16 protein-coding genes are annotated in these 18,102 nt (G+C 67.9%); 9 read left to right on the top strand and 7 right to left on the bottom strand.

From position 1 onward, the window contains the following. Positions 1 to 25: 25 nt before the first annotated feature. Entirely contained in the window at positions 26 to 673 is a 648-nt protein-coding gene (locus tag Q0480_RS08645) for a hypothetical protein (RefSeq protein WP_299132073.1), read from the bottom strand. Positions 674 to 914: 241 nt separating this feature from the next. Between Q0480_RS08645 and Q0480_RS08640 the strand changes: the two genes are divergently transcribed. The 3 genes from Q0480_RS08640 to uvrA all read left to right on the top strand — a co-directional run bounded on the left by Q0480_RS08640 (position 915) and on the right by uvrA (position 7,151). Next, the gene (locus Q0480_RS08640; protein WP_299132072.1) at positions 915 to 2,747 is read left to right on the top strand and encodes a caspase family protein; all 1,833 of its coding nucleotides are present in this window, start codon (positions 915 to 917) and stop codon (positions 2,745 to 2,747) included. Positions 2,748 to 2,955: 208 nt separating this feature from the next. Then, entirely contained in the window at positions 2,956 to 4,152 is a 1,197-nt protein-coding gene (gene opgC, locus Q0480_RS08635; RefSeq protein ID WP_299132071.1) for an OpgC domain-containing protein, read from the top strand. Positions 4,153 to 4,250: 98 nt separating this feature from the next. Then, complete coding sequence (uvrA, locus tag Q0480_RS08630; protein ID WP_299132070.1) at positions 4,251 to 7,151, top strand: excinuclease ABC subunit UvrA; 2,901 nt, start codon at positions 4,251 to 4,253, stop codon at positions 7,149 to 7,151. Between the two features lie 146 nt (positions 7,152 to 7,297). Here the strand turns inward: uvrA and mmsB are convergent, their stop codons facing one another. The 3 genes from mmsB to Q0480_RS08615 form a co-directional block, all read right to left on the bottom strand. Further along, entirely contained in the window at positions 7,298 to 8,167 is an 870-nt protein-coding gene (mmsB, locus tag Q0480_RS08625; protein WP_299132069.1) for a 3-hydroxyisobutyrate dehydrogenase, read from the bottom strand. A gap of 12 nt (positions 8,168 to 8,179) precedes the next feature. Beyond that, positions 8,180 to 9,217, bottom strand: coding sequence for an enoyl-CoA hydratase/isomerase family protein (locus Q0480_RS08620; RefSeq protein ID WP_299132068.1), 1,038 nt, complete (start codon positions 9,215 to 9,217; stop codon positions 8,180 to 8,182). 73 nt (positions 9,218 to 9,290) lie between these two features. Further along, positions 9,291 to 10,790, bottom strand: coding sequence for a CoA-acylating methylmalonate-semialdehyde dehydrogenase (locus Q0480_RS08615; protein WP_299132067.1), 1,500 nt, complete (start codon positions 10,788 to 10,790; stop codon positions 9,291 to 9,293). A gap of 139 nt (positions 10,791 to 10,929) precedes the next feature. Here Q0480_RS08615 and Q0480_RS08610 point away from each other — a divergent pair, with 139 nt between their 5' ends. The 5 genes from Q0480_RS08610 to Q0480_RS08590 all read left to right on the top strand — a co-directional run bounded on the left by Q0480_RS08610 (position 10,930) and on the right by Q0480_RS08590 (position 14,121). After that, entirely contained in the window at positions 10,930 to 11,817 is an 888-nt protein-coding gene (locus Q0480_RS08610) for a LysR family transcriptional regulator (protein ID WP_299132066.1), read from the top strand. Positions 11,818 to 11,879: 62 nt separating this feature from the next. Continuing rightward, a complete protein-coding gene (locus tag Q0480_RS08605; RefSeq protein WP_299132064.1) occupies positions 11,880 to 12,317 on the top strand; it encodes a CBS domain-containing protein in 438 nt (145 codons plus the stop codon). Positions 12,318 to 12,410: 93 nt separating this feature from the next. After that, positions 12,411 to 12,938: a pantetheine-phosphate adenylyltransferase gene (gene coaD / locus Q0480_RS08600; protein ID WP_299132061.1), complete on the top strand. Its 528-nt coding sequence runs from the start codon at positions 12,411 to 12,413 to the stop codon at positions 12,936 to 12,938. Positions 12,939 to 13,039: 101 nt separating this feature from the next. After that, positions 13,040 to 13,546, top strand: coding sequence for a peptidylprolyl isomerase (locus tag Q0480_RS08595; protein WP_299132059.1), 507 nt, complete (start codon positions 13,040 to 13,042; stop codon positions 13,544 to 13,546). A gap of 59 nt (positions 13,547 to 13,605) precedes the next feature. Then, entirely contained in the window at positions 13,606 to 14,121 is a 516-nt protein-coding gene (locus tag Q0480_RS08590; RefSeq protein WP_299132087.1) for a peptidylprolyl isomerase, read from the top strand. 122 nt (positions 14,122 to 14,243) lie between these two features. Here Q0480_RS08590 and Q0480_RS08585 read toward each other — a convergent pair whose 3' ends face one another. Together Q0480_RS08585 and Q0480_RS08580 are read right to left on the bottom strand one after the other, a co-directional pair. Continuing rightward, the gene (locus Q0480_RS08585; protein ID WP_299132056.1) at positions 14,244 to 15,176 is read right to left on the bottom strand and encodes a pseudouridine-5'-phosphate glycosidase; all 933 of its coding nucleotides are present in this window, start codon (positions 15,174 to 15,176) and stop codon (positions 14,244 to 14,246) included. Beyond that, on the bottom strand, positions 15,173 to 16,054 hold the full coding sequence (locus Q0480_RS08580; RefSeq protein ID WP_299132053.1) for a PfkB family carbohydrate kinase: 882 nt from the start codon (positions 16,052 to 16,054) through the stop codon (positions 15,173 to 15,175). The genes Q0480_RS08585 and Q0480_RS08580 overlap by 4 nt, the downstream gene beginning before the upstream one ends. 166 nt (positions 16,055 to 16,220) lie before the next feature. Between Q0480_RS08580 and Q0480_RS08575 the strand changes: the two genes are divergently transcribed. Further along, positions 16,221 to 16,838, top strand: coding sequence for an N-acetyltransferase (locus Q0480_RS08575; RefSeq protein WP_299132052.1), 618 nt, complete (start codon positions 16,221 to 16,223; stop codon positions 16,836 to 16,838). Between the two features lie 254 nt (positions 16,839 to 17,092). Here the strand turns inward: Q0480_RS08575 and bmt are convergent, their stop codons facing one another. Further along, positions 17,093 to 18,097 carry a betaine--homocysteine S-methyltransferase gene (gene bmt, locus Q0480_RS08570; protein WP_299132051.1) on the bottom strand — a complete coding sequence of 335 codons (1,005 nt, stop codon included), beginning with the start codon at positions 18,095 to 18,097 and terminating at the stop codon, positions 17,093 to 17,095. Between the last annotated feature and the right edge of the window lie 5 nt (positions 18,098 to 18,102).

The following is an 18,102-nucleotide window of genomic DNA, read 5'->3' as shown; positions in this document are numbered from 1 at the left end:
GCGGCTCGCCGATCGGCGGGGCCCATCAGGGGCAATAGTCGGCTTCGGTCAGCGTGGTCGTCTGCGCCGTGTCGCTGGCCTGCGCCTTGCGGAAATACTGGCAGGCGCGCCGCTGGTCGGCGACCGGAGAATAGAGGATGGCGCAATCCGCCGCTGGATTGAACGCCCATGCGTCGCCGGCCTTCGCGGCTTCGACATAGCGGGTACATGCTTCGACCACGTCGCGCGGCACGCCCGCGCCGGTGTAGTAGGCGCGGGCGAGCTGGGTCATCGCAGGGACATAGCGCGCGCTCGCGAGTTGCCGGTAAAGTTGGGCGGCGCGGGTGTTCTGACCGTGAATCGCGAGCGTTCGCGCGAAGACGAAGGTCACACGCTTGTTGCCCGGCTGGTCGCGCTGCGCGGCCTCGCAGATCGGCAGCGCCGCTTGCAGGAGGTCGATCAAGACCCGACCCTCAAGCGCGGGAAAGTCGGCGACCGGGCGTAGGTCCACCCAGTCCTTGGTCATGTCCTCGCAGGGGGAGACCGGCGCGGCGGCGCGCTGGGCGCGCTTGCGGGCGCCGTTCGTCGAGGGGGCGGCGGGCGCGGCCACGGCGGGTCGACCCGCTTCGGGCAGGGGGGAAACAAACCCGTCGTCCTGGGCGAACACCGGCATGGCGGCGTATAGCGAGATCATTCCAACGGCGATCGCAGCCCGCATCCCGATAATCCGCGTCCACCCCCGACCACGGCGATCCATAGCACGTCGCGACCGACCCTGTCCCGCTGGAACTACTTATCCGGGTGAAACGAATCGGAAGGTATGCTCCTATCCGGGCGGCGCGCCGGGGGCGTTGCTGATTTTTTCAGGCGACGGGGCGCTCTCCGTCATATATTTTTCGCCGAGGGTGAGGGCGATGGGGTTGCGGATTTTCGGCGTGAGGGCGTCGGTCCGGGGCGCGCCGATCTGGCTCGTGACGGTGGCGCTGTTCGCGCTGGCGGGGGCGGCCGGGGCGGTCGATCCGCCGGCATCCGGGATGGAGGCGCCGCGGCGCGTGGCGCTGGTGATCGGCAACGGAGAATACGGCGATCTCGGGGCGCTGCCGAATCCGCCGAACGATGCCGCGGACGTCGCGAAGGCGCTGGAAGCGCTCCGTTTCGAGGTCATCTCGGTTGTCGACGGCGACATCGACCGGCTGCACGCGGCGCTTCGGAAATTCGGCCGGTCGGCGGTCAATGCCCAGATCGCGCTCTTCTACTACGCGGGGCACGGCATCGCGCTCAATGGCGAGAACTACCTGATCCCCGTCGGGGCGAATATCGAGATCGAGCCGGATCTGCCCTATGAGGCTCTGAGCCTCTCCGAAGTGCAGAGACAACTCGAATTCTCGCAGGCGCCACTCAAGATGGTGATCCTCGACGCCTGCCGGAACAATCCCCTGACGCGAAGCCTGCGGCGAAACGCGGCGGAACTGGGTCGGAGTCTCGAATCGTCCGAAGGCTTGGCGCGCATGGAAGTCGCTCCGGCGAGCGGGTTGCTCATCGCCTATGCGACGGCGCCGGGCAGCGTGGCCCTCGATGGCCGTGACCAGCGGAACAGCCCCTTCACGGCCGCGTTGTTGAACCAGATCGCGACGCCGAAGATCGATGCGCGCGTGATGTTCAGTCGGGTCCGCGCCGAGGTGGTGAAGCAAACCAGTGCTTTCCAGACACCATATGTCGAGGACGGGATGCTCGGGGAGTTCGAGTTCAATCCCGTGGCGACCGAGCCCGAGCCGGCACGGCCGCCGGAAGATATCGTGGCCTGGCAGGCGATCTCGGCGTCCGACGATCCGGCGTCCTTCGAAGAGTTCCTGGCGACCTATCCCGACAGCAGTGTCGTCAGCGCGGCGCAAGGCAGGCTGTCTCAACTGCGCGACCCCGGCGGCGAAGCGAAGGCTTGGGAAGCGCTCGCGGGGGAAAAGGACGCGGGCCCCTACGAGATCTTTCTGCGCCGCTATCCGTCTGGCGTCTATGCTCCCGTCGCCTCTTTCACGCTGCAGCGCCTGCTTTGGGATCAGGCGGAGGCGGCGCGGGACGCGGCTGGAATGGAGGCCTATCTCGCGCGGTTCCCGGACGGCGCCTATGCCGATCTCGCTCGCCGCAGCGCCGAGGCCTGGCGTGGTCAGGATGTCGCGACCGCGCCGGAGGCGGTGATGCGCTCGGCGGAACCAGAGGCGGCGCCGCCGCCGGTCGCTGTGACGACAGGCGCCACGCCAGTCACGCTCAATCTTTCTCCGGCCGCCGCCGACTCTCCGAAGGGTGGTCTGGCGGATCCATTGAAGACGCCGCCGCACCTCGTCCAATACGCACTTTCGGCGCTGGGCTACTATCGTGGCGCCGCGGACGGCAAGTTCGGTCCCGCCTCGCGCGAGGCGGCGCGGCGCTATCAGCGCGCGCTGGGCGGGCCGGCGGATGGCGTGCTCACGGGGGCGCAGGTGGTTTCTCTCCTCGCGGCGGGCGCCGAGGCGGGGGATGCGAATTCGCAGGTCGCATATGGCATGCTGCTTGCGCGCGGGGCCGGATTGCCCCGGGACGACGCGGCGGCGGCGGACTGGTTCCGCAAGGCGGCGGACGCGGGCAATGGGCCAGGGCAGTACAATCTCGGCCTTCTCTACCTCGGTGGGCGCGGTGTCGCGGCGGACGAATCCCTCGCGCGCGCGCTGCTGGGCCAGGCGGCTGAAAATGGCGTGCCGGCGGCCCGGACCAAACTCGCGGAAATAGCAGAATAGGGCGGCGCTCGACGCATTCCGAGCAATGCGACTATTTCTGAGCGGGTTCCCGCTGTCCGCGTATGGACCGGGTTGTCACGCCGCGAAAAGGTACTACCATAGATTTAATGATCAGATAGCGAAGTCGGGCTAGAACAGTTTGTCAAAATAGCGCAATATAACCTGTGGTATATGGTTGTCTTGTTTTTGGTAGTTCTGAGGGGTTGTCTTGCCTAGACTGCAAACTATAGACGGGTTTCGTGGATTCTTTCTACTCTTTATGGGAATAGTTCATTTCAACGGCGTCACGGATGTAATTCTCGGCAAGTTGAATCACCACCGGTTCGGTTGGGTGCAGGACGCGCAGGGCTTCGTTTTCATCTCCGGCCTCGTCGTCGGTCTGGTCTACGGCAAGAAACACCTCCGAAACTCAAGCATTTCAGCGATCTACGTCCAGATCCTGAAGCGGGTCGGGACGATCTACTCGCATCAGATCGCCCTGATCGTGATCATGCTGGCCGCCGCGCTCCTGCTTGGCTCGGCCGCCGCGACCAATCTCGGGGCCTACCAGCGCGAGCCTGTGGCCTTCACGCTGTCGAGCTCCCTGCTGCTCACCGCCAGCACGCACATGGGCATCCTGCCCATGTATATCTTCTATCTCCTCGCCGTGCCCTTCGCCCTGCACGCGCTCGGCCGCGGCTATGTCGCGCCCTTCGTTCTCGCGATCCTGCTCAGCTGGCTGTTCGGCCAGACCGGGATGGTCGAATTCGGCATGGAGAGCCTGGCCGGCTGGCTGCGTCCGCGGGGGCTCGATCTCAATTTCGGCATTGGCTTCGAAGCCTTTTCCTGGCAGCTGTTTTTCTTCGGCGGCCTCTTCTTCGGCTTCCGCATGGCGGAGGGACGCCTCGATCTCGATTGGCTGGGACAGGAGCAATATCGGGTCGTCTTCAAGATGTCGCTGGTCGCGATCTTCCTGCTCGGCCTGCTGTACCGGACGGTGAACTGGGAGATGCTGGGCGATGAGTTCAGCGCCGCGTTCAACGCGCGATCGGACCGCGGCCTCTTGACCTCGATCTACCCGATCGCCTTTCTCATCGATCTTTTCGTCGTGGTCTGGATGCTCAGGATCGGAGTATCCGACCGCGACCGCTGGATCAGGACGGCCTCGACGCTGCTGGCCTGGCTGTTCTCGCGCCGGTTCCTCGTGGTGCTCGGTCAGCATTCGCTTCATGTCTTCAGCTGGCATATCCTGGTCTTCTATCTGCTCGCCACGCTGGTCCCGAAATTCGATCTTTCGGAGTTCGGGCGCACGTTGGTGCTGATCGCCGCGGTGGCGTCGCTCTACCTCGCCGCATATGGCCATGCCTGGCTGCGATCGTGGGAGCGCGAGGCGCGGATGAAAACGTCCCCGGTCGCGGGGGAGTAGCTTCGCGCTTGCATTCGATCCCGTTTTGTTCTCAGACTCCGGACTCGTAAAATCGGTCCGGGGCGTTATATGGCGCCTGTCGTCTGGAGATCGGTAGAATGCCCGAACAGAAGTTCATCGAGATCCGCGGCGCGCGCGAGCACAACCTGAAATCGATAAACATCGACATCCCCCGCGATCAGCTGGTGGTGATCACCGGACTCAGCGGTTCCGGCAAGTCCAGCCTCGCCTTCGATACGATCTATGCCGAGGGCCAGCGCCGCTATGTGGAGAGCCTGTCGGCCTATGCCCGGCAGTTCCTCGACATGATGCAGAAGCCGGATGTGGACCATATTTCCGGCCTCAGCCCCGCGATCTCGATCGAGCAGAAGACCACCTCGAAGAACCCGCGCTCGACGGTCGGCACCGTGACCGAGATCTACGACTATCTGCGTCTCCTGTTCGCGCGGGTCGGCACGCCCTACAGCCCGACGACCGGCCTGCCGATCGAGGCGCAGCAGGTAAGCCAGATGGTCGATATCACCATGGCCCTGCCGGAGGGGACGCGGGCCTATCTGCTGGCGCCGATCGTGCGGGACCGCAAGGGCGAGTATCGCAAGGAATTTCAGGAGCTTCAGAAGAAGGGCTTCCAGCGCGTCAAGGTGAATGGCGAATTCCACGACCTGGACACGCCGCCCGAGCTCGACAAGAAATACCGGCACAATATCGACGTGGTGGTGGACCGCATCGTCGTGCGCGAAGGTCTGGAAACACGGCTCGCCGACAGCTTGCGCACCGCGCTCGACCTCGCCGACGGCATCGCCATCCTCGAGACCGCGCCGGTCGCGGCGGAGGGCGCCGAGGCGCCGGAGCCCGAGCGCATCACCTTTTCCGAGAATTTCGCCTGCCCGGTCTCCGGTTTCACCATCCCGGAGATCGAGCCGCGGCTGTTTTCGTTCAACGCGCCGTTCGGGGCCTGTCCGGTCTGCGACGGGCTGGGGGTGGAGCTGTTCTTCGATCCCCGGCTGATCGTGCCGGACGAGAGCCTGCCGCTGCTGCGGGGGGCGATCGCACCCTGGTCGAAGGGCCAGTCACCCTACTATCGCCAGACCATCGAGGCGCTGGCCAAGCATTTCGGTTTCGACAAGGCCGTGCGCTGGCGCGACCTGCCCGACCGCGCCAAGGAGGTGCTGCTCTACGGTTCGGGCGGCGAGGAAGTCCGCTTCCGCTATGACGAGGGCGGGCGGGTCTACGAGATCAGCCGCGCCTTCGAGGGCGTGATCCCCAATATGGAGCGGCGCTATCGCGAGACGGACTCGAGCTGGTCACGCGAGGATCTGGAGCGCTATCAGAACAACCGGCCCTGCGGCGCCTGCCATGGATTCCGCCTGAAACCCGAGGCGCTGGCGGTCAGGATCGGTCCCGCCAGCGGCGGGCCCGGGCAGCTTCTGCATGTCGGCGAGGTGGTGCGGATGTCGATCCGCGAGGCCTTTGCCTGGGTCGAGACGGTGCCGGCGGCGTTGACCGCGCAGCGCAATGAGATCGCCCGGGCGATCCTGAAGGAGATCCGCGAGCGGCTGGGGTTCCTGGTCAATGTCGGGCTCGACTATCTGACGCTGGCGCGTAACGCCGGGACGCTGTCGGGCGGCGAGAGTCAGCGGATCCGGCTGGCCAGCCAGATCGGCAGTGGGCTGTCCGGCGTGCTCTATGTGCTGGACGAACCATCGATCGGCCTGCACCAGCGTGACAATGGCCGGCTCCTGACCACGCTGAAGAACCTGCGCGACGCGGGCAACACGGTGATCGTCGTCGAGCATGACGAGGAGGCGATCCGCGAGGCCGATCATGTGATCGACATCGGGCCGGGCGCCGGTGTGCATGGCGGCCGGATCATCGCCGAAGGCACGCCGGCCGAGGTCGCGGCGAACCCGGATTCGGTGACCGGCCAGTATCTCACCGGCGTGCGCGAGATCGCGGTGCCATCTGTCCGGCGCAAGGGCAACGGCAGGAAGATCGTGGTGAAGAACGCCACCGGCAACAATCTGCGCGGGGTGACGGCGAGCTTTCCGCTCGGCACCTTCACCTGCGTCACCGGTGTGTCGGGCGGCGGCAAGTCGACGCTGACCATCGAGACCTTGTTCAAGACCGCCTCGGCCCGGCTGAACGGCGCGCGACAGACGCCGGCGCCGGCCGACGAGATTTCCGGCCTCGAAAATCTCGACAAGGTCATCGATATCGACCAGTCGCCGATCGGCCGCACGCCGCGCTCGAACCCCGCGACCTATACCGGCGCCTTCGGCCCGATCCGCGACTGGTTCGCCGGCCTGCCGGAGAGCAAGGCGCGGGGCTACAAGCCCGGGCGGTTCAGTTTCAACGTCAAGGGCGGGCGCTGCGAGGCGTGCCAGGGCGACGGGGTCATCAAGATCGAGATGCACTTCCTGCCGGATGTCTACGTGACCTGCGAGACCTGCCACGGCAAGCGGTACAACCGCGAGACGCTCGAGGTGCTGTTCAAGGGCAGGAGCATCGCCGATGTCCTCGACATGACGGTGGAGGACGCGGAGGAGTTCTTCGCCGCCGTCCCCTCGATCCGCGAGAAGATGACGACGCTGATGCGGGTCGGCCTCGGCTACATCAAGGTCGGGCAGCAGGCGACGACGCTGTCGGGGGGCGAGGCGCAGCGGGTGAAGCTGTCGAAGGAGCTGGCGCGGCGCTCGACCGGGCGGACGCTCTACATCCTCGACGAGCCGACGACGGGCCTGCATTTCGAGGATACGAAGAAACTGCTCGAGGTGCTGCACGAGCTGGTGGAGCAGGGCAATTCGGTGGTAGTGATCGAGCACAATCTCGATGTGATCAAGACGGCGGACTGGATCATCGACATCGGCCCGGAGGGCGGTGACGGTGGCGGCATGATCGTCGGCGCCGGCACGCCGGAGGCGATCGCGCGGGTGAAGGAGAGCCACACCGGCGCCTATCTGAAACCGATGCTCGCGCCCCGCCGCGTCGCCGCGGAGTAGCGCTTTCCGGCCGCGGAGCGTCGGCGATCACGCCTGCCGCGCTTGCTCTGCTCGCGCGTCGCGGGGTGCTTGTTTTTGTCCGGCATGACGGTCGCGTTCGTGACGGGAACGATCGGATCACGCGGAGCCGCCGGGTTCGCGGCGCGTCAGTCGCGGCCGCGCGATGCGATGCCGGGATAGACGGCGGAGAAGTCGCGGCCGCCGCCGCCGGCTTCGACCAGTGCCTCGTAGAAGCCGGTGGCGTGGGCGGCGAGCGGGGTACTGGCATCGACGGCGATGGCGGCGCGCTGGCTGAGCCGCATGTCCTTGAGCATCAGTTCGGCCGCGAAGCCGGGGCGATAGTCGTTGTCGGCCGGGCTGACCGGCCCGACCCCCGGCACGGGGCAATAGGTCGTCACCGCCCAGCAGGAGCCGGAGGAGGTCGAGACCACGTCATAGAGCTTGTTCGGGTCGAGCCCGAGCTTCTCCGCCAGCGAGAAGCCCTCGCAGACCGCGATCATCGTGGCGCCGACGATCATGTTGTTGCAGATCTTCGCCGTCTGCCCGGCGCCGGAGTCGCCGCAATGCACCGCGCGGCTGCCCATCACCTCGAAGAGCGGCAGGCCGCGGGCGAAAGCCGGTTCCGGTCCGCCCACCATGAAGGTGAGCGTACCCGCCGCCGCCCCGCCGCTGCCGCCCGAGACCGGCGCGTCGAGCGCCTCGAGTCCGTCGCTGGCGGCCAGCGCGGCGACGGCGCGGGCGCTCTCGACATCGACCGTCGAGCAGTCGATGAACAGCGCGCCGGGCCGGGCGATGGGTACGATCTCGGCATAGACCGCGCGCAGCACGACGCCGTCCGGCAGCATGGTGACCACCACGTCGCAGCCGGCGGTCGCGCCGGCGGCGGACGTCGCGCGGGCCACGCCCTCGATCGCGATCTCGGCGAGGTCGAAGCCGGTGACGGCGTGGCCCGCGGCGACCAGGTTGCGGGCCATCGGCGCGCCCATGTTGCCGAGCCCGATGAAGCCGATCTCCATTTCATGTGCCTCCTATGCCAGGACGAGTTCGTCCGGCCCGAGCGGTGCGAGCATCCGCGCCACGGATGCCGAATTGACTTCGTCGATCTCGTCACGCCATCGGGGCGCGCGGTCCTTGTCGATGATCGCCGCGCGCACGCCTTCCAGAAACTCGCCCTCGCTCGAGGCGCGGTAGGTGAAACGGTATTCGCGGGCGAGCGCGCGCTCGATCCCCGGCTCGGCCCGCGCCGCGCGCACGAGGGCGAGCGTGCAGGCCATTGACAGCGGGCATTGCCGCCGCAGGATCTTCAACACGCCATGGCCCCAGTCGCTCGCCTCCAGCCGGGCGGCGAGGGTGGCCAGATCAGGCGCGGAGAAGGCGTCGTCGATCGGATCGCGCAGCTCCGGCAGGGCGGACGACGGCGGCGCCACCGAATAGGCGCGGATCGCGGCGGGGTCGCCGTCGCGGAGGTCGGCGGTGAGGCGGGGCCAGTCGGACAGCGGCACGAAGCTGTCGGCGAAGCCGCAATGGATCGCCTCGCCAGCGTCCATCCGGTGGCCGGTCAGCCCGAGATATTCACCGAGCCGACCCGGCGCCTTCGCGAGCAGCTGGCTGCCTCCGACATCCGGGATCAGGCCGATAGCGCATTCCGGCATGGCGACCCGGCTGCTTTCGCCGACGATCCGGTAGCCGGCGTTTCCGGCGATACCAACGCCGCCGCCCATCACGAAACCCTGCGCCAGCGTGACGATCGGCTTCGGATAGCGCGCGACCCGCGCGTCCATCCGGTATTCGTCGGCCCAGAAACGCTGGGCGATGTCGAACGCGCCCCGACGTCCGTAGGCATAGACCTCGGCGATATCGCCGCCGGCGCAGAAGGCGCGGTCGCCGGCGGCGTCGAAAAGCACGAGCGCGACCGCCGGATCAGCGCGCCAGGCGTCGAGCGCCGCGCTGATCGGGGCGATCATCGCATGGCTGAGCGCGTTCAGCGCCTCCGGCCGGGTGAGGGTGATCCGCCCGGCCCGGCCCTCGACGCGGATCTCGAGAGCGCCCGCGGCATCCCCACTCATCGGCGCGAGCCTCGGCCAAGGTATCGCACCGGTCGCTGAGAGAGGTCGAAGTCCATGGCCGTTCTCCGCCGTATCAGTCCATCGTCGGGATCGAGAAGCTGGCACCCTCCTTGGTGCCGGATGGCCAGCGCGCGGTCACGGTCTTGGTGCGGGTATAGAAGCGGAAGGCGTCCGGTCCGTGCTGGTTCAGATCGCCGAAGGCCGATTTCTTCCAGCCGCCGAAGGTGTGATAAGCGAGCGGCACCGGGATCGGCACATTGATCCCGACCATGCCGACATTGACCCTGGCGGCGAAGTCGCGGGCGGTGTCGCCGTCGCGGGTGAAGATCGCGGTGCCGTTGCCGTACTCGTTGCGCATGGTGATATCGAGCGCCTCGTTGTAGCTTCGCGCGCGCACCGTCGAGAGCACGGGGCCGAAGATTTCCTGTCGATAGATGTCCATGTCGGTCGTGACGCGGTCGAAGAGACAGGCGCCGACGAAGAACCCGTTCTCGTAACCCTGCATCCGGAAACCGCGCCCGTCGACCACCAGCTTCGCGCCCTGCTCAACGCCCCTGTCGATGAGGCCGAGGATGCGCTCCTGCGCCGCCTTGGTAACGACCGGGCCGAAATCAACATCGTTGCCAGCGGTATAGGGACCGATCTTCAGGGACTCGACACGCGGGATCAGCGCCTCGATCAGCCGGTCGGCGGTCTCCTCGCCCACGGGCACCGCGACCGAGATCGCCATGCAGCGCTCGCCCGCGGCGCCGTAGCCCGCGCCGACCAGCGCGTCCACCGCCTGGTCGAGGTCGGCGTCGGGCATGATGATCATGTGGTTCTTGGCACCGCCGAAACATTGCACGCGCTTGCCGGCGGAACAGCCCCGGCCATAGATATATTGCGCGATCGGCGTTGAGCCGACGAAGCCGACGGCGGCGATCTCGGGATGGTCGAGGATGGCGTCCACCGCTTCCTTGTCGCCGTTGACCACCTGCAGCACGCCGTCCGGCAGGCCCGCCTCCAGCATCAATTCGGCGAGCATCAGCGGCACGGAGGGATCGCGCTCGCTCGGCTTCAGGATGAAGGCGTTGCCAGCGGCGATCGCCGGGCAGAATTTCCACATCGGGATCATCGCGGGAAAGTTGAACGGCGTGATCCCGGCGGCGATGCCGAGCGGCTGGCGCAGCGAATACATGTCGATGCCGGGACCGGCGGCGTCGGTGAACTCGCCCTTCATCAGGTGCGGGGCGCCGACGCAGAATTCCGCGACCTCGAGCCCGCGGATCACGTCGCCCTTGGCGTCGGGCAGGGTCTTGCCATGCTCGCGGCTCAGCGCGGTGGCGAGCTTGTCCATGTCCCGATTGAGCAGGTCGACGAATTTCATCAGCACCCGCGCGCGGCGCTGCGGGTTGGTCGCGCCCCAGAACGGCTGGGCGATCGCCGCGCCCTTCACCGCCGTGTCGATCTCGGCGGCGCTGGCCAGCGCGACGCGGGCCTGAACCTCGCCGGTGGCTGGATTATAGACATCGGCGAAGCGGCCGGAGGTTCCGGGCACACGCGCGCCGTTGATGAAATGGCCGATTTCACGCATGGTTTTCCCCAAAGGCTTTTCCGCGCCGACCCTAGCGGGTTTCGATCGGTCGCACAGGTCAAAAAAAAAACTCAAGGACGAATTGCAAAATCGCACTATGATCCCCCTCGTGGGTGGGGACGTCGTGCAAAAAAATGCGATGAAATGGGATGACATGCGGGTGTTCCTCGCAGTCGCCAGGCATGCGAGGCTGATGTTGGCGGGCAAGCTGCTGGGGCTCGATCCGGCGACGGTGGGTCGCCGGATCACAGCGCTCGAGGAGGCTTTGGGCGCGAAACTCTTCGACCGCAGCCCGCAGGGCTATGCGATGACCGAGGCGGGGCAGGCACTGATGGACTATGCGCAGGCGATCGAAAACCATGTCTCGGCGGCGACCGAGGAGGTGGGCGGCCATTCCGAGCGCCTGTCCGGGACAGTGCGGATCGGGGCGCCGGACGGGGTGTCGAACTATCTGCTGATCGAGGCCTGCGACGCGCTCAGCCGCGACAATCCCGACCTGCAGGTGCAGGCGGTGGCGCTGCCCCGCATGTTTTCGCTCAGCAGGCGGGAGGCGGATCTGGCCATCACCGTCTCGCCGCCCTCGGCCGGCCGGCTGACCGTGCGCAAGATCGCCGACTATCGCCTGCATCTTTATCTCCGCGCGGACGTGCTCCAGGGCCTCGGCCCGGTGCGCGACCTTCGCGACCTGAACGGGTTGCGAGGAATCGGCTATATCTCGGACATGATCTTCGACAAGGAGCTCGACTATTACGCGCTGCTCGGGCGCGAGGCCGAGCCGGCGCTGACCTCGAACAGCCTGATCATGCAACTCCGCTGGTGCCTCAGCGGCGTCGGCATCTGCATCCTGCCCGATTTCGTCGCCCGCGCGCATCCCGAGCTTCGCGTCGTATTGCCGCAGGAAATCCGGCTCACCCGCGCTTTCTATCTCGTGCGGCACCTCGACGACGCCCGCGTGGCGCGAATCAATCGCATGGCGGAGGTGGTGGTCGACCGGATGCGCGACGCCTTGGCGGATTGTCCGCCTTGACACACACGGTCGCGGCGGGGAGAGTTTACTTGTCACGTCTTTAAAATGTCCGGGGGGAGGCCATGATCGTTCGGAATATTATCGGAACCAAGCAGATCCGCCAGATTCTGACGGTAAAGCCGTCCGATACCATCAAGACGGCCACGGAGATCCTGGCCAAGAACCGGATCGGCGCGGTGATCGTCAGCGGCGACGGGGAAATCGTCGACGGAATTCTCAGCGAGCGCGACATCGTCCGGGCCCTCGGCACCGCCGGCGCGGGTGTGCTCACCTCGCAGGTCGATGAACTGATGACCTCGTCCGTGATCGGCTGTCACCCGGACGACACGGCGAATTCCGTGATGGAGAAGATGTCGGAAGGCCGCTTCCGCCACATGCCGGTGATCGAGAACAACCGGATGATCGGCGTCATCTCGATCGGCGACGTGGTCAAGGCGCGGATCACCGAAATCCAGCAGGAGAATTCCGCGCTGACCGGCATGATCGCCAATTCCTGGTAGGCTGGCGCTTCGGGCAGGCTTTGGGTCGGAACGACTTGACCGTCGCCCCGCGATAATGTTGCGTGGCTGAATATCATGCATGGGAGGCGGGCGATGTCGGTCGGACTCTATCCGGGGACTTTCGACCCGATCACCCTCGGTCATGTCGATATCATCACCCGAGCCTGCAGCCTGGTCGAACGGCTGGTGATCGGCATCGCGATCAATCGCGACAAGGGCCCGCTCTTCAATCTGGAGGAGCGGGTGGAGATGGTGGAGTACGAGTGCAAGCCGATCGGAGCGGCGCTGGGCGTCGAGATCGTCGTCCATCCCTTCGAGAACCTGCTTATCCACTGCGCCGAGGATGTCGGTGCCAACATGATCATCCGCGGCCTGCGCGCGGTCTCGGATTTCGAATACGAGTTCCAGATGGTCGGAATGAACCGCGCGATGAACGACGATGTCGAGACGGTCTTCCTCATGGCCGACGCGCACTACCAGGCGATCGCCTCGCGTCTCGTGAAGGAGATCGCGCGCCTTGGCGGCGATGTGAGCGGCTTTGTCCCGCCGCGGATCGCCGCCGCGCTGGCCGAACGCTTCGCCATCGTGCCGGTGAAGCCGAAGCGGCTGAAGCGGATCTGACCCCTCCGCGGCACAGGAAGACCGAATTCACGCCGCGTCTGGCCTTTCCCCGGCCGCCGTGAACCCTTAGGGTCTCGCGCGACAGAAGCCAGGAGGGAATGATGGCGGAGATCGCGGACCCGGAGAACACGCTGGTCGTGGAACTGGCCGGGGGCGAGGTGCTGATCCAGATGCTGCCGGACGTCGCGCCGAAGCACGTGGCGCAGATCAAGGCGCTGGCACGGGCCGGGGAATACGACAATGTCGCCTTTCACCGGGTGATAGACGGTTTCATGGCGCAGACCGGCGACGTCGCCCATGGCGACATGGAGGATGGGTTCGACCTGCGCCGCGCCGGCACCGGCGGCTCGAAGCAGCCGAACCTGCCGGCCGAGTTCTCCAAGCTGCCCTTCGACCGCGGCGTGGTCGGCATGGCGCGCAGCCAGAATCCGAACAGCGGCAATTCGCAGTTCTTCATCATGTTCAAGGACGGCCATTTCCTGAACGGGCAATATACCGTCTGGGGCCGGGTCATCGCGGGCATGGAGCATGTCGATGCGATCACCCGCGGCGAGCCGCCGCGCACACCGGACCGGATGGTCTCGGTCAAAGTGGCGGGCGACGCATGATCCGGCGGAGCTTTCTCGCGCTGATCGCCGCGCTCGGTCTCGCTGGAACGACCGGCGGAATGGTCGGCGCCGTGGAGCCCGGCGATACGTTGGTGATCGAAGTCGCGGGCGCGGCGAACGGCGTGATCGAGATCGAGCTGCTGCCCAAGATCGCCCCCCAACATGTCGAGCGGATCAAGGCGCTCGCCAAGGAGGGCGCCTATGACAATGTCGCCTTCCATCGGGTGATCGAGGGCTTCATGGCCCAGACCGGCGACGTGGAATTCGGCACGAAGCAGGCCTTCGCCTCCGGCCGCGCCGGCATGGGCGGCTCGCCGATGGCCGATCTGCCGGCCGAGTTCTCCGACCTGAAGTTCGAGCGCGGCACGGTGGGAATGGCGCGGTCGCAGAGCCCGGACAGCGCCAATTCGCAATTCTTCATCATGTTCGCCCCGGCGCCGTTTCTCGACGGCCAGTATACCGTCGTCGGACAGGTGATCTCCGGCATGGAGGTGGTCGATGCGATCCAGCGCGGCGCCGGCGCGAACGGCATGGTCGACGCGCCCGACTTCATGACCAAGGTCACGGTGAAATAGCGGCCATTCGGTCGGATCTCCGGAGCGGCGCCCGATCCGTCGGAACCGGGCCGCCCGCTCCGGACCCTTGAAATGTCACGATCTCCCCGCCATTGGACGATCCCGTCCGATTGGAAATCGCGCTATGGCAGGGCGGCGAGCGCCACCGCGATTTCGCCGCCGAGCCGCGCGTTGTTTCGCACCAGCGCGATATTGGCGGCGAGCGCCGCGCCGCCTGTGCGCGCGCCGATATGGGCGAGCAGGAACGGCGTCACGGCCTTGGCCGCGATGCCGGCCGCCTCCGCCTCGGCCAGCGCGGCTTCGATATGGGGCGCCATCTCGGCGGTCGGAATTTCGGCCGCCGCCGGGATCGGATTGGCGACGAGTTGCCCGCCTTCCAACCCAAGTCTCGCCCGCGTCCGGTGCGCCGCCGCGATCTCGGCGGCCGTGTCGAGCCGCAATGGCGCGCGCAGGCCGGCGTCGCGCGACCAAAAGGCGGGCAACGCGTCCTGGCGATAGGCGATCACCGGAACGCCCTTGGTTTCAAGCAGTTCCAGCGTCTTCGGCAGGTCGAGGATCGCCTTCGCCCCGCTCGCCACGACGGTCACCGCCGTCCGCGCCAGCTCCTCCAGATCGGCCGAGATGTCGAAGCTCCGCTCCGCGCCGCGATGCACGCCGCCGATGCCACCGGTGGCGAAGACCTCGATCCCGGCGAGATCGGCGCAGATCATCGTCGCCGCGACCGTGGTCGCGCCGGTCCAGCCCATGGCGAGCGCCACCGCCAGATCGGCCCGCGACAGCTTGGCCACGTCCCGCGCCATCGCCAGCGCTTCGAGTTCATCGGGCTCCAGGCCGACATGGATCCGCCCGCCCATCACCGCCATCGTCGCCGGGACCGCGCCGGTGGCCCGCACCTCCGCCTCGACCGCGCGGGCGGTCTCGAGATTGGCGGGGTAGGGCATGCCATGGGTGATGATGGTCGATTCGAGCGCGACCATCGGCGCGGCCCTCGCGATTCCCGTCGCGGCCTCGGCCGAGAAGGTGAGCGGCGGGGCGAGACGGGCTCGGTCGATCATGGCACCTCGGCGGATATGTGGGCGACGGAAGCATCGACGGCGGCGCGCAGCGCGGCGTCCGGCGGCAGGCCGTCCTCGCGCGCCGCGAGATGGGCGGCGAGGAACCGGTCGCCGGCGCCGGTCAGGCCGCGCGTCACGACCCTCGGCGGCGCGATCGAGACGAGCCCGGCCGCGCTCGCCTCGGCGGCCGGCGCGGCGCCGTCGGTGACCACGACCTCGTGTGCGCCGCGGTCGCGGAGGGCGACGGCGGCGGCGGCGCTGTCGGGCAGCGCGGTGCCGAGGATCGCCTCGGCCTCGCGCCGATTGACATAGAGCGTCGCCCGGACCCGGCCGAGCAGCGGCGCCAGCCGCGCGGCCTTGGCCGGGCTCGCCGGCACGATGGCGAGCCGTCCGGCCACGGCGCCGGCGATCTCGATCAGCGCCGCTTCGGACAGGTTGCCATCGACCACGACATCGCCGGTCCATGGCGTGCCGGGCCCGGCCAGCGTCCCGTCGCGGAGCGGGCGCGAGATCTCGGTTCCGGCCGCCTCCAGCCGGCGGCAGTCGGCGACCGCGGCGAAGATCTCGCCGGCCGCGTCCTCGATCGCGACATAGAGGTCGCTCGGCCCCGCGATCCGGGTCACATGCGTGGTGACGACCCCGCGGCTTTCGGCCTCGGCGAGCAGATCGGCGCCCGCCGCGTCGCGGCCGACGGCGGCGAGCAGCGCCACGGAGCGGCCGAGCGCGGAGAGCGCCAGTGCCACGTTCAGCGCCACGCCGCCCGGCTGGCGGGCGATCCGGCCGGGCACGTCGGCGCCGGGCTCGAGTGGCGCGGCGGCGCGGGCGATCAGATCCCAATGCGCGGCCCCGACGCAGAGGATCGGCCGGCCGGCCGCCATCAGCGCGGGGCCTTCCCGATGCCGGCTTCCGACCCGCTTGCGCCCATGGTAGAATTTTCCGAAATCAGGTCCGCGCGATCCCGCGATCGGCCGAAGGCTAGCGCGAACCGGCCGGCGCCTCCAGCCCCGAACGCGGCGGCTGCCAGCGAACAGAGGAGCGATGCCAATGGCCCCGCCGGAGACCACCCTAACCGTGACGTCTCGCCGGGCACGACCATCCGACGCCGCCGATCTCGCCCGCTTCATCGATCTGGCGAGCGAAGGGCTCGCCTCGCATGTCTGGGCGCAGATGGCGGCGCCCGGCGAGGATCCGATCCCCTTCGGCGCGGACCGCGCCGCGCGCGACGAAGGCGTCTTTTCCTGGCGCAACGCGACCATGGCCGAGGTCGGCGGCTCCGTCGCCGGCGGCCTCGTCGCTTACCGGATTGGCGCGGCGCCGGAGCCGCTCGACGACCTGCCGCCGATGTTCCGCCCGCTGCAGGCGCTGGAGAACCAGGCGCTCGGCACCCGCTACGTGCTGGCGATCGCCACCGACCCGACCTTCCGCCGCCGGGGCGTCGCGCGCCACCTGATGGTCGAAGCCGAAAGCGCGGCCAATGCCGAGTTCGAGGCCAGGGGCGGCGGCCCGTCGGCGATGAGCCTGATCGTCGCCGACGGCAACACCGAGGCCCGCCGGCTCTATCAGAGCCTCGGCTACCGCGAGGCTGCGACCGCCCCGATCGTGAAGGACGGCTGGTCCTGCGACAGCGATGCCTGGCTCCTGATGATCAAGCCCCTCGGCTGATCTCCACGCTCCTCTTCGCCGACCCGGGGCTCAGCCCTCCAGCGCGCCGGAAGCCCAGCGCGACCACGCCGCCACTGGGGCTTCTTCCAGTTTCATATTGGCAGAATTCCTATCGGGCAGGACGAGGGGCCCCGCCAAAGGGCGGGGAGAAAGATGACTCGCGGCCAACAGGCCGCTCCCTTGGCGGCCGCGACGGCGGCCGCCGGGCCCAAGGGCGAAGCCCGCGGGAGCCCCCTCGGATCGGAAAGCGCGCCTCAGCCCCGCCGGCGCCGGCGCTCGCGGCTGATCGGCGCGCCGGTCAGCCCGTCCGAGGCGCTGGAGAAGCCACCGAGCGCCGCCGCGATGGTATCGAGATCGGGACGCGGCCCGCGCGGCGCCGCCTCGAGCGCCGCGCGCATGGCCTTGAGATGCGCCGGCGTGGTGCCGCAGCAGCCGCCGATGATCTTCGCGCCGCAATCGCGCGCCAGCACCGCGTATTCCGCCATCAATTCCGGCGTGCCGTCGTAGGTGATGCGTCCTTCGACGAATTTCGGGATCCCGGCGTTGCCCTTGGCGATCACCGGCAGCCGCGGTTCGGCCTCCGCGAAGCCGAGCACGGTGCGCAGCAGATCCGAGGCGCCGACGCCGCAATTGGCACCGAAGGCGAGCGGCGGACAGGGGAGCCGCTCGACCAGCCGCGCCAGATCGGCCGAGGTCAGGCCCATCATCGTCCGCCCGGCCGTGTCGAAGCTCATCGTGCCGCACCAGGGCGCGCCGGTGCGCGCGATGCCGATCGAGGCCGCCTCGAATTCCTCGGGCGCCGAGATCGTCTCCACCCAAAGCACGTCGGCGCCTCCGGCGAGCAGCCCGCGCGCCTGCTCCTCGAACATGTCCGCCGCCGTCTCGCTCGTCAGTGGCCCGAGCGGCGCCATGATCTCGCCGGTCGGCCCCATCGAGCCCGCGACCACCACCGGCCGCCCGGCCGCGTCCGCCACCTCGCGAGCGATCTCCGCCGCGATCCGGTTGAGATCGAATACGCGCGCGGCGGCGTCATGCAGCCGCAGCCGGCTCGCATTGCCGCCGAAGCTGTTGGTCAGAAAGATATCGCTGCCCGAGGAGGCCGCGCCTTCGTAGAGCGCGCGGACCTTCCCCGACTCGACCTCGTTCCAGAGTTCGGGCGCCTCGCCCGCCTCCAGCCCCATGTTGAAGAGGTTGGTCCCCGTCGCCCCGTCGGCCATCAGCCAGTCGCAGGTTCCGAGCAAAGTCTCCAGCGACGTCATGACGG

It is taken from the genome of uncultured Amaricoccus sp. (assembly GCF_937891315.1).
Classification (GTDB): Bacteria; Pseudomonadota; Alphaproteobacteria; order Rhodobacterales; family Rhodobacteraceae; genus Amaricoccus.
This window is presented reverse-complemented; position numbering and strand designations above follow the sequence as displayed.

Coding starts and splice junctions, on each gene's coding strand:
- Q0480_RS08590 (WP_299132087.1), top strand. CDS start 13,606: ATGGTCGGCGCCGTGGAGCCCGGCGATACGTTGGTGATCGAAGTCGCG.
- Q0480_RS08610 (WP_299132066.1), top strand. CDS start 10,930: ATGAAATGGGATGACATGCGGGTGTTCCTCGCAGTCGCCAGGCATGCG.
- Q0480_RS08575 (WP_299132052.1), top strand. CDS start 16,221: ATGGCCCCGCCGGAGACCACCCTAACCGTGACGTCTCGCCGGGCACGA.
- Q0480_RS08595 (WP_299132059.1), top strand. CDS start 13,040: ATGGCGGAGATCGCGGACCCGGAGAACACGCTGGTCGTGGAACTGGCC.
- uvrA (WP_299132070.1), top strand. CDS start 4,251: ATGCCCGAACAGAAGTTCATCGAGATCCGCGGCGCGCGCGAGCACAAC.
- Q0480_RS08620 (WP_299132068.1), bottom strand. CDS start 9,217: ATGAGTGGGGATGCCGCGGGCGCTCTCGAGATCCGCGTCGAGGGCCGG.
- Q0480_RS08580 (WP_299132053.1), bottom strand. CDS start 16,054: ATGGCGGCCGGCCGGCCGATCCTCTGCGTCGGGGCCGCGCATTGGGAT.
- Q0480_RS08645 (WP_299132073.1), bottom strand. CDS start 673: ATGATCTCGCTATACGCCGCCATGCCGGTGTTCGCCCAGGACGACGGG.
- Q0480_RS08585 (WP_299132056.1), bottom strand. CDS start 15,176: ATGATCGACCGAGCCCGTCTCGCCCCGCCGCTCACCTTCTCGGCCGAG.
- Q0480_RS08615 (WP_299132067.1), bottom strand. CDS start 10,790: ATGCGTGAAATCGGCCATTTCATCAACGGCGCGCGTGTGCCCGGAACC.
- mmsB (WP_299132069.1), bottom strand. CDS start 8,167: ATGGAGATCGGCTTCATCGGGCTCGGCAACATGGGCGCGCCGATGGCC.
- coaD (WP_299132061.1), top strand. CDS start 12,411: ATGTCGGTCGGACTCTATCCGGGGACTTTCGACCCGATCACCCTCGGT.
- bmt (WP_299132051.1), bottom strand. CDS start 18,097: ATGACGTCGCTGGAGACTTTGCTCGGAACCTGCGACTGGCTGATGGCC.
- Q0480_RS08605 (WP_299132064.1), top strand. CDS start 11,880: ATGATCGTTCGGAATATTATCGGAACCAAGCAGATCCGCCAGATTCTG.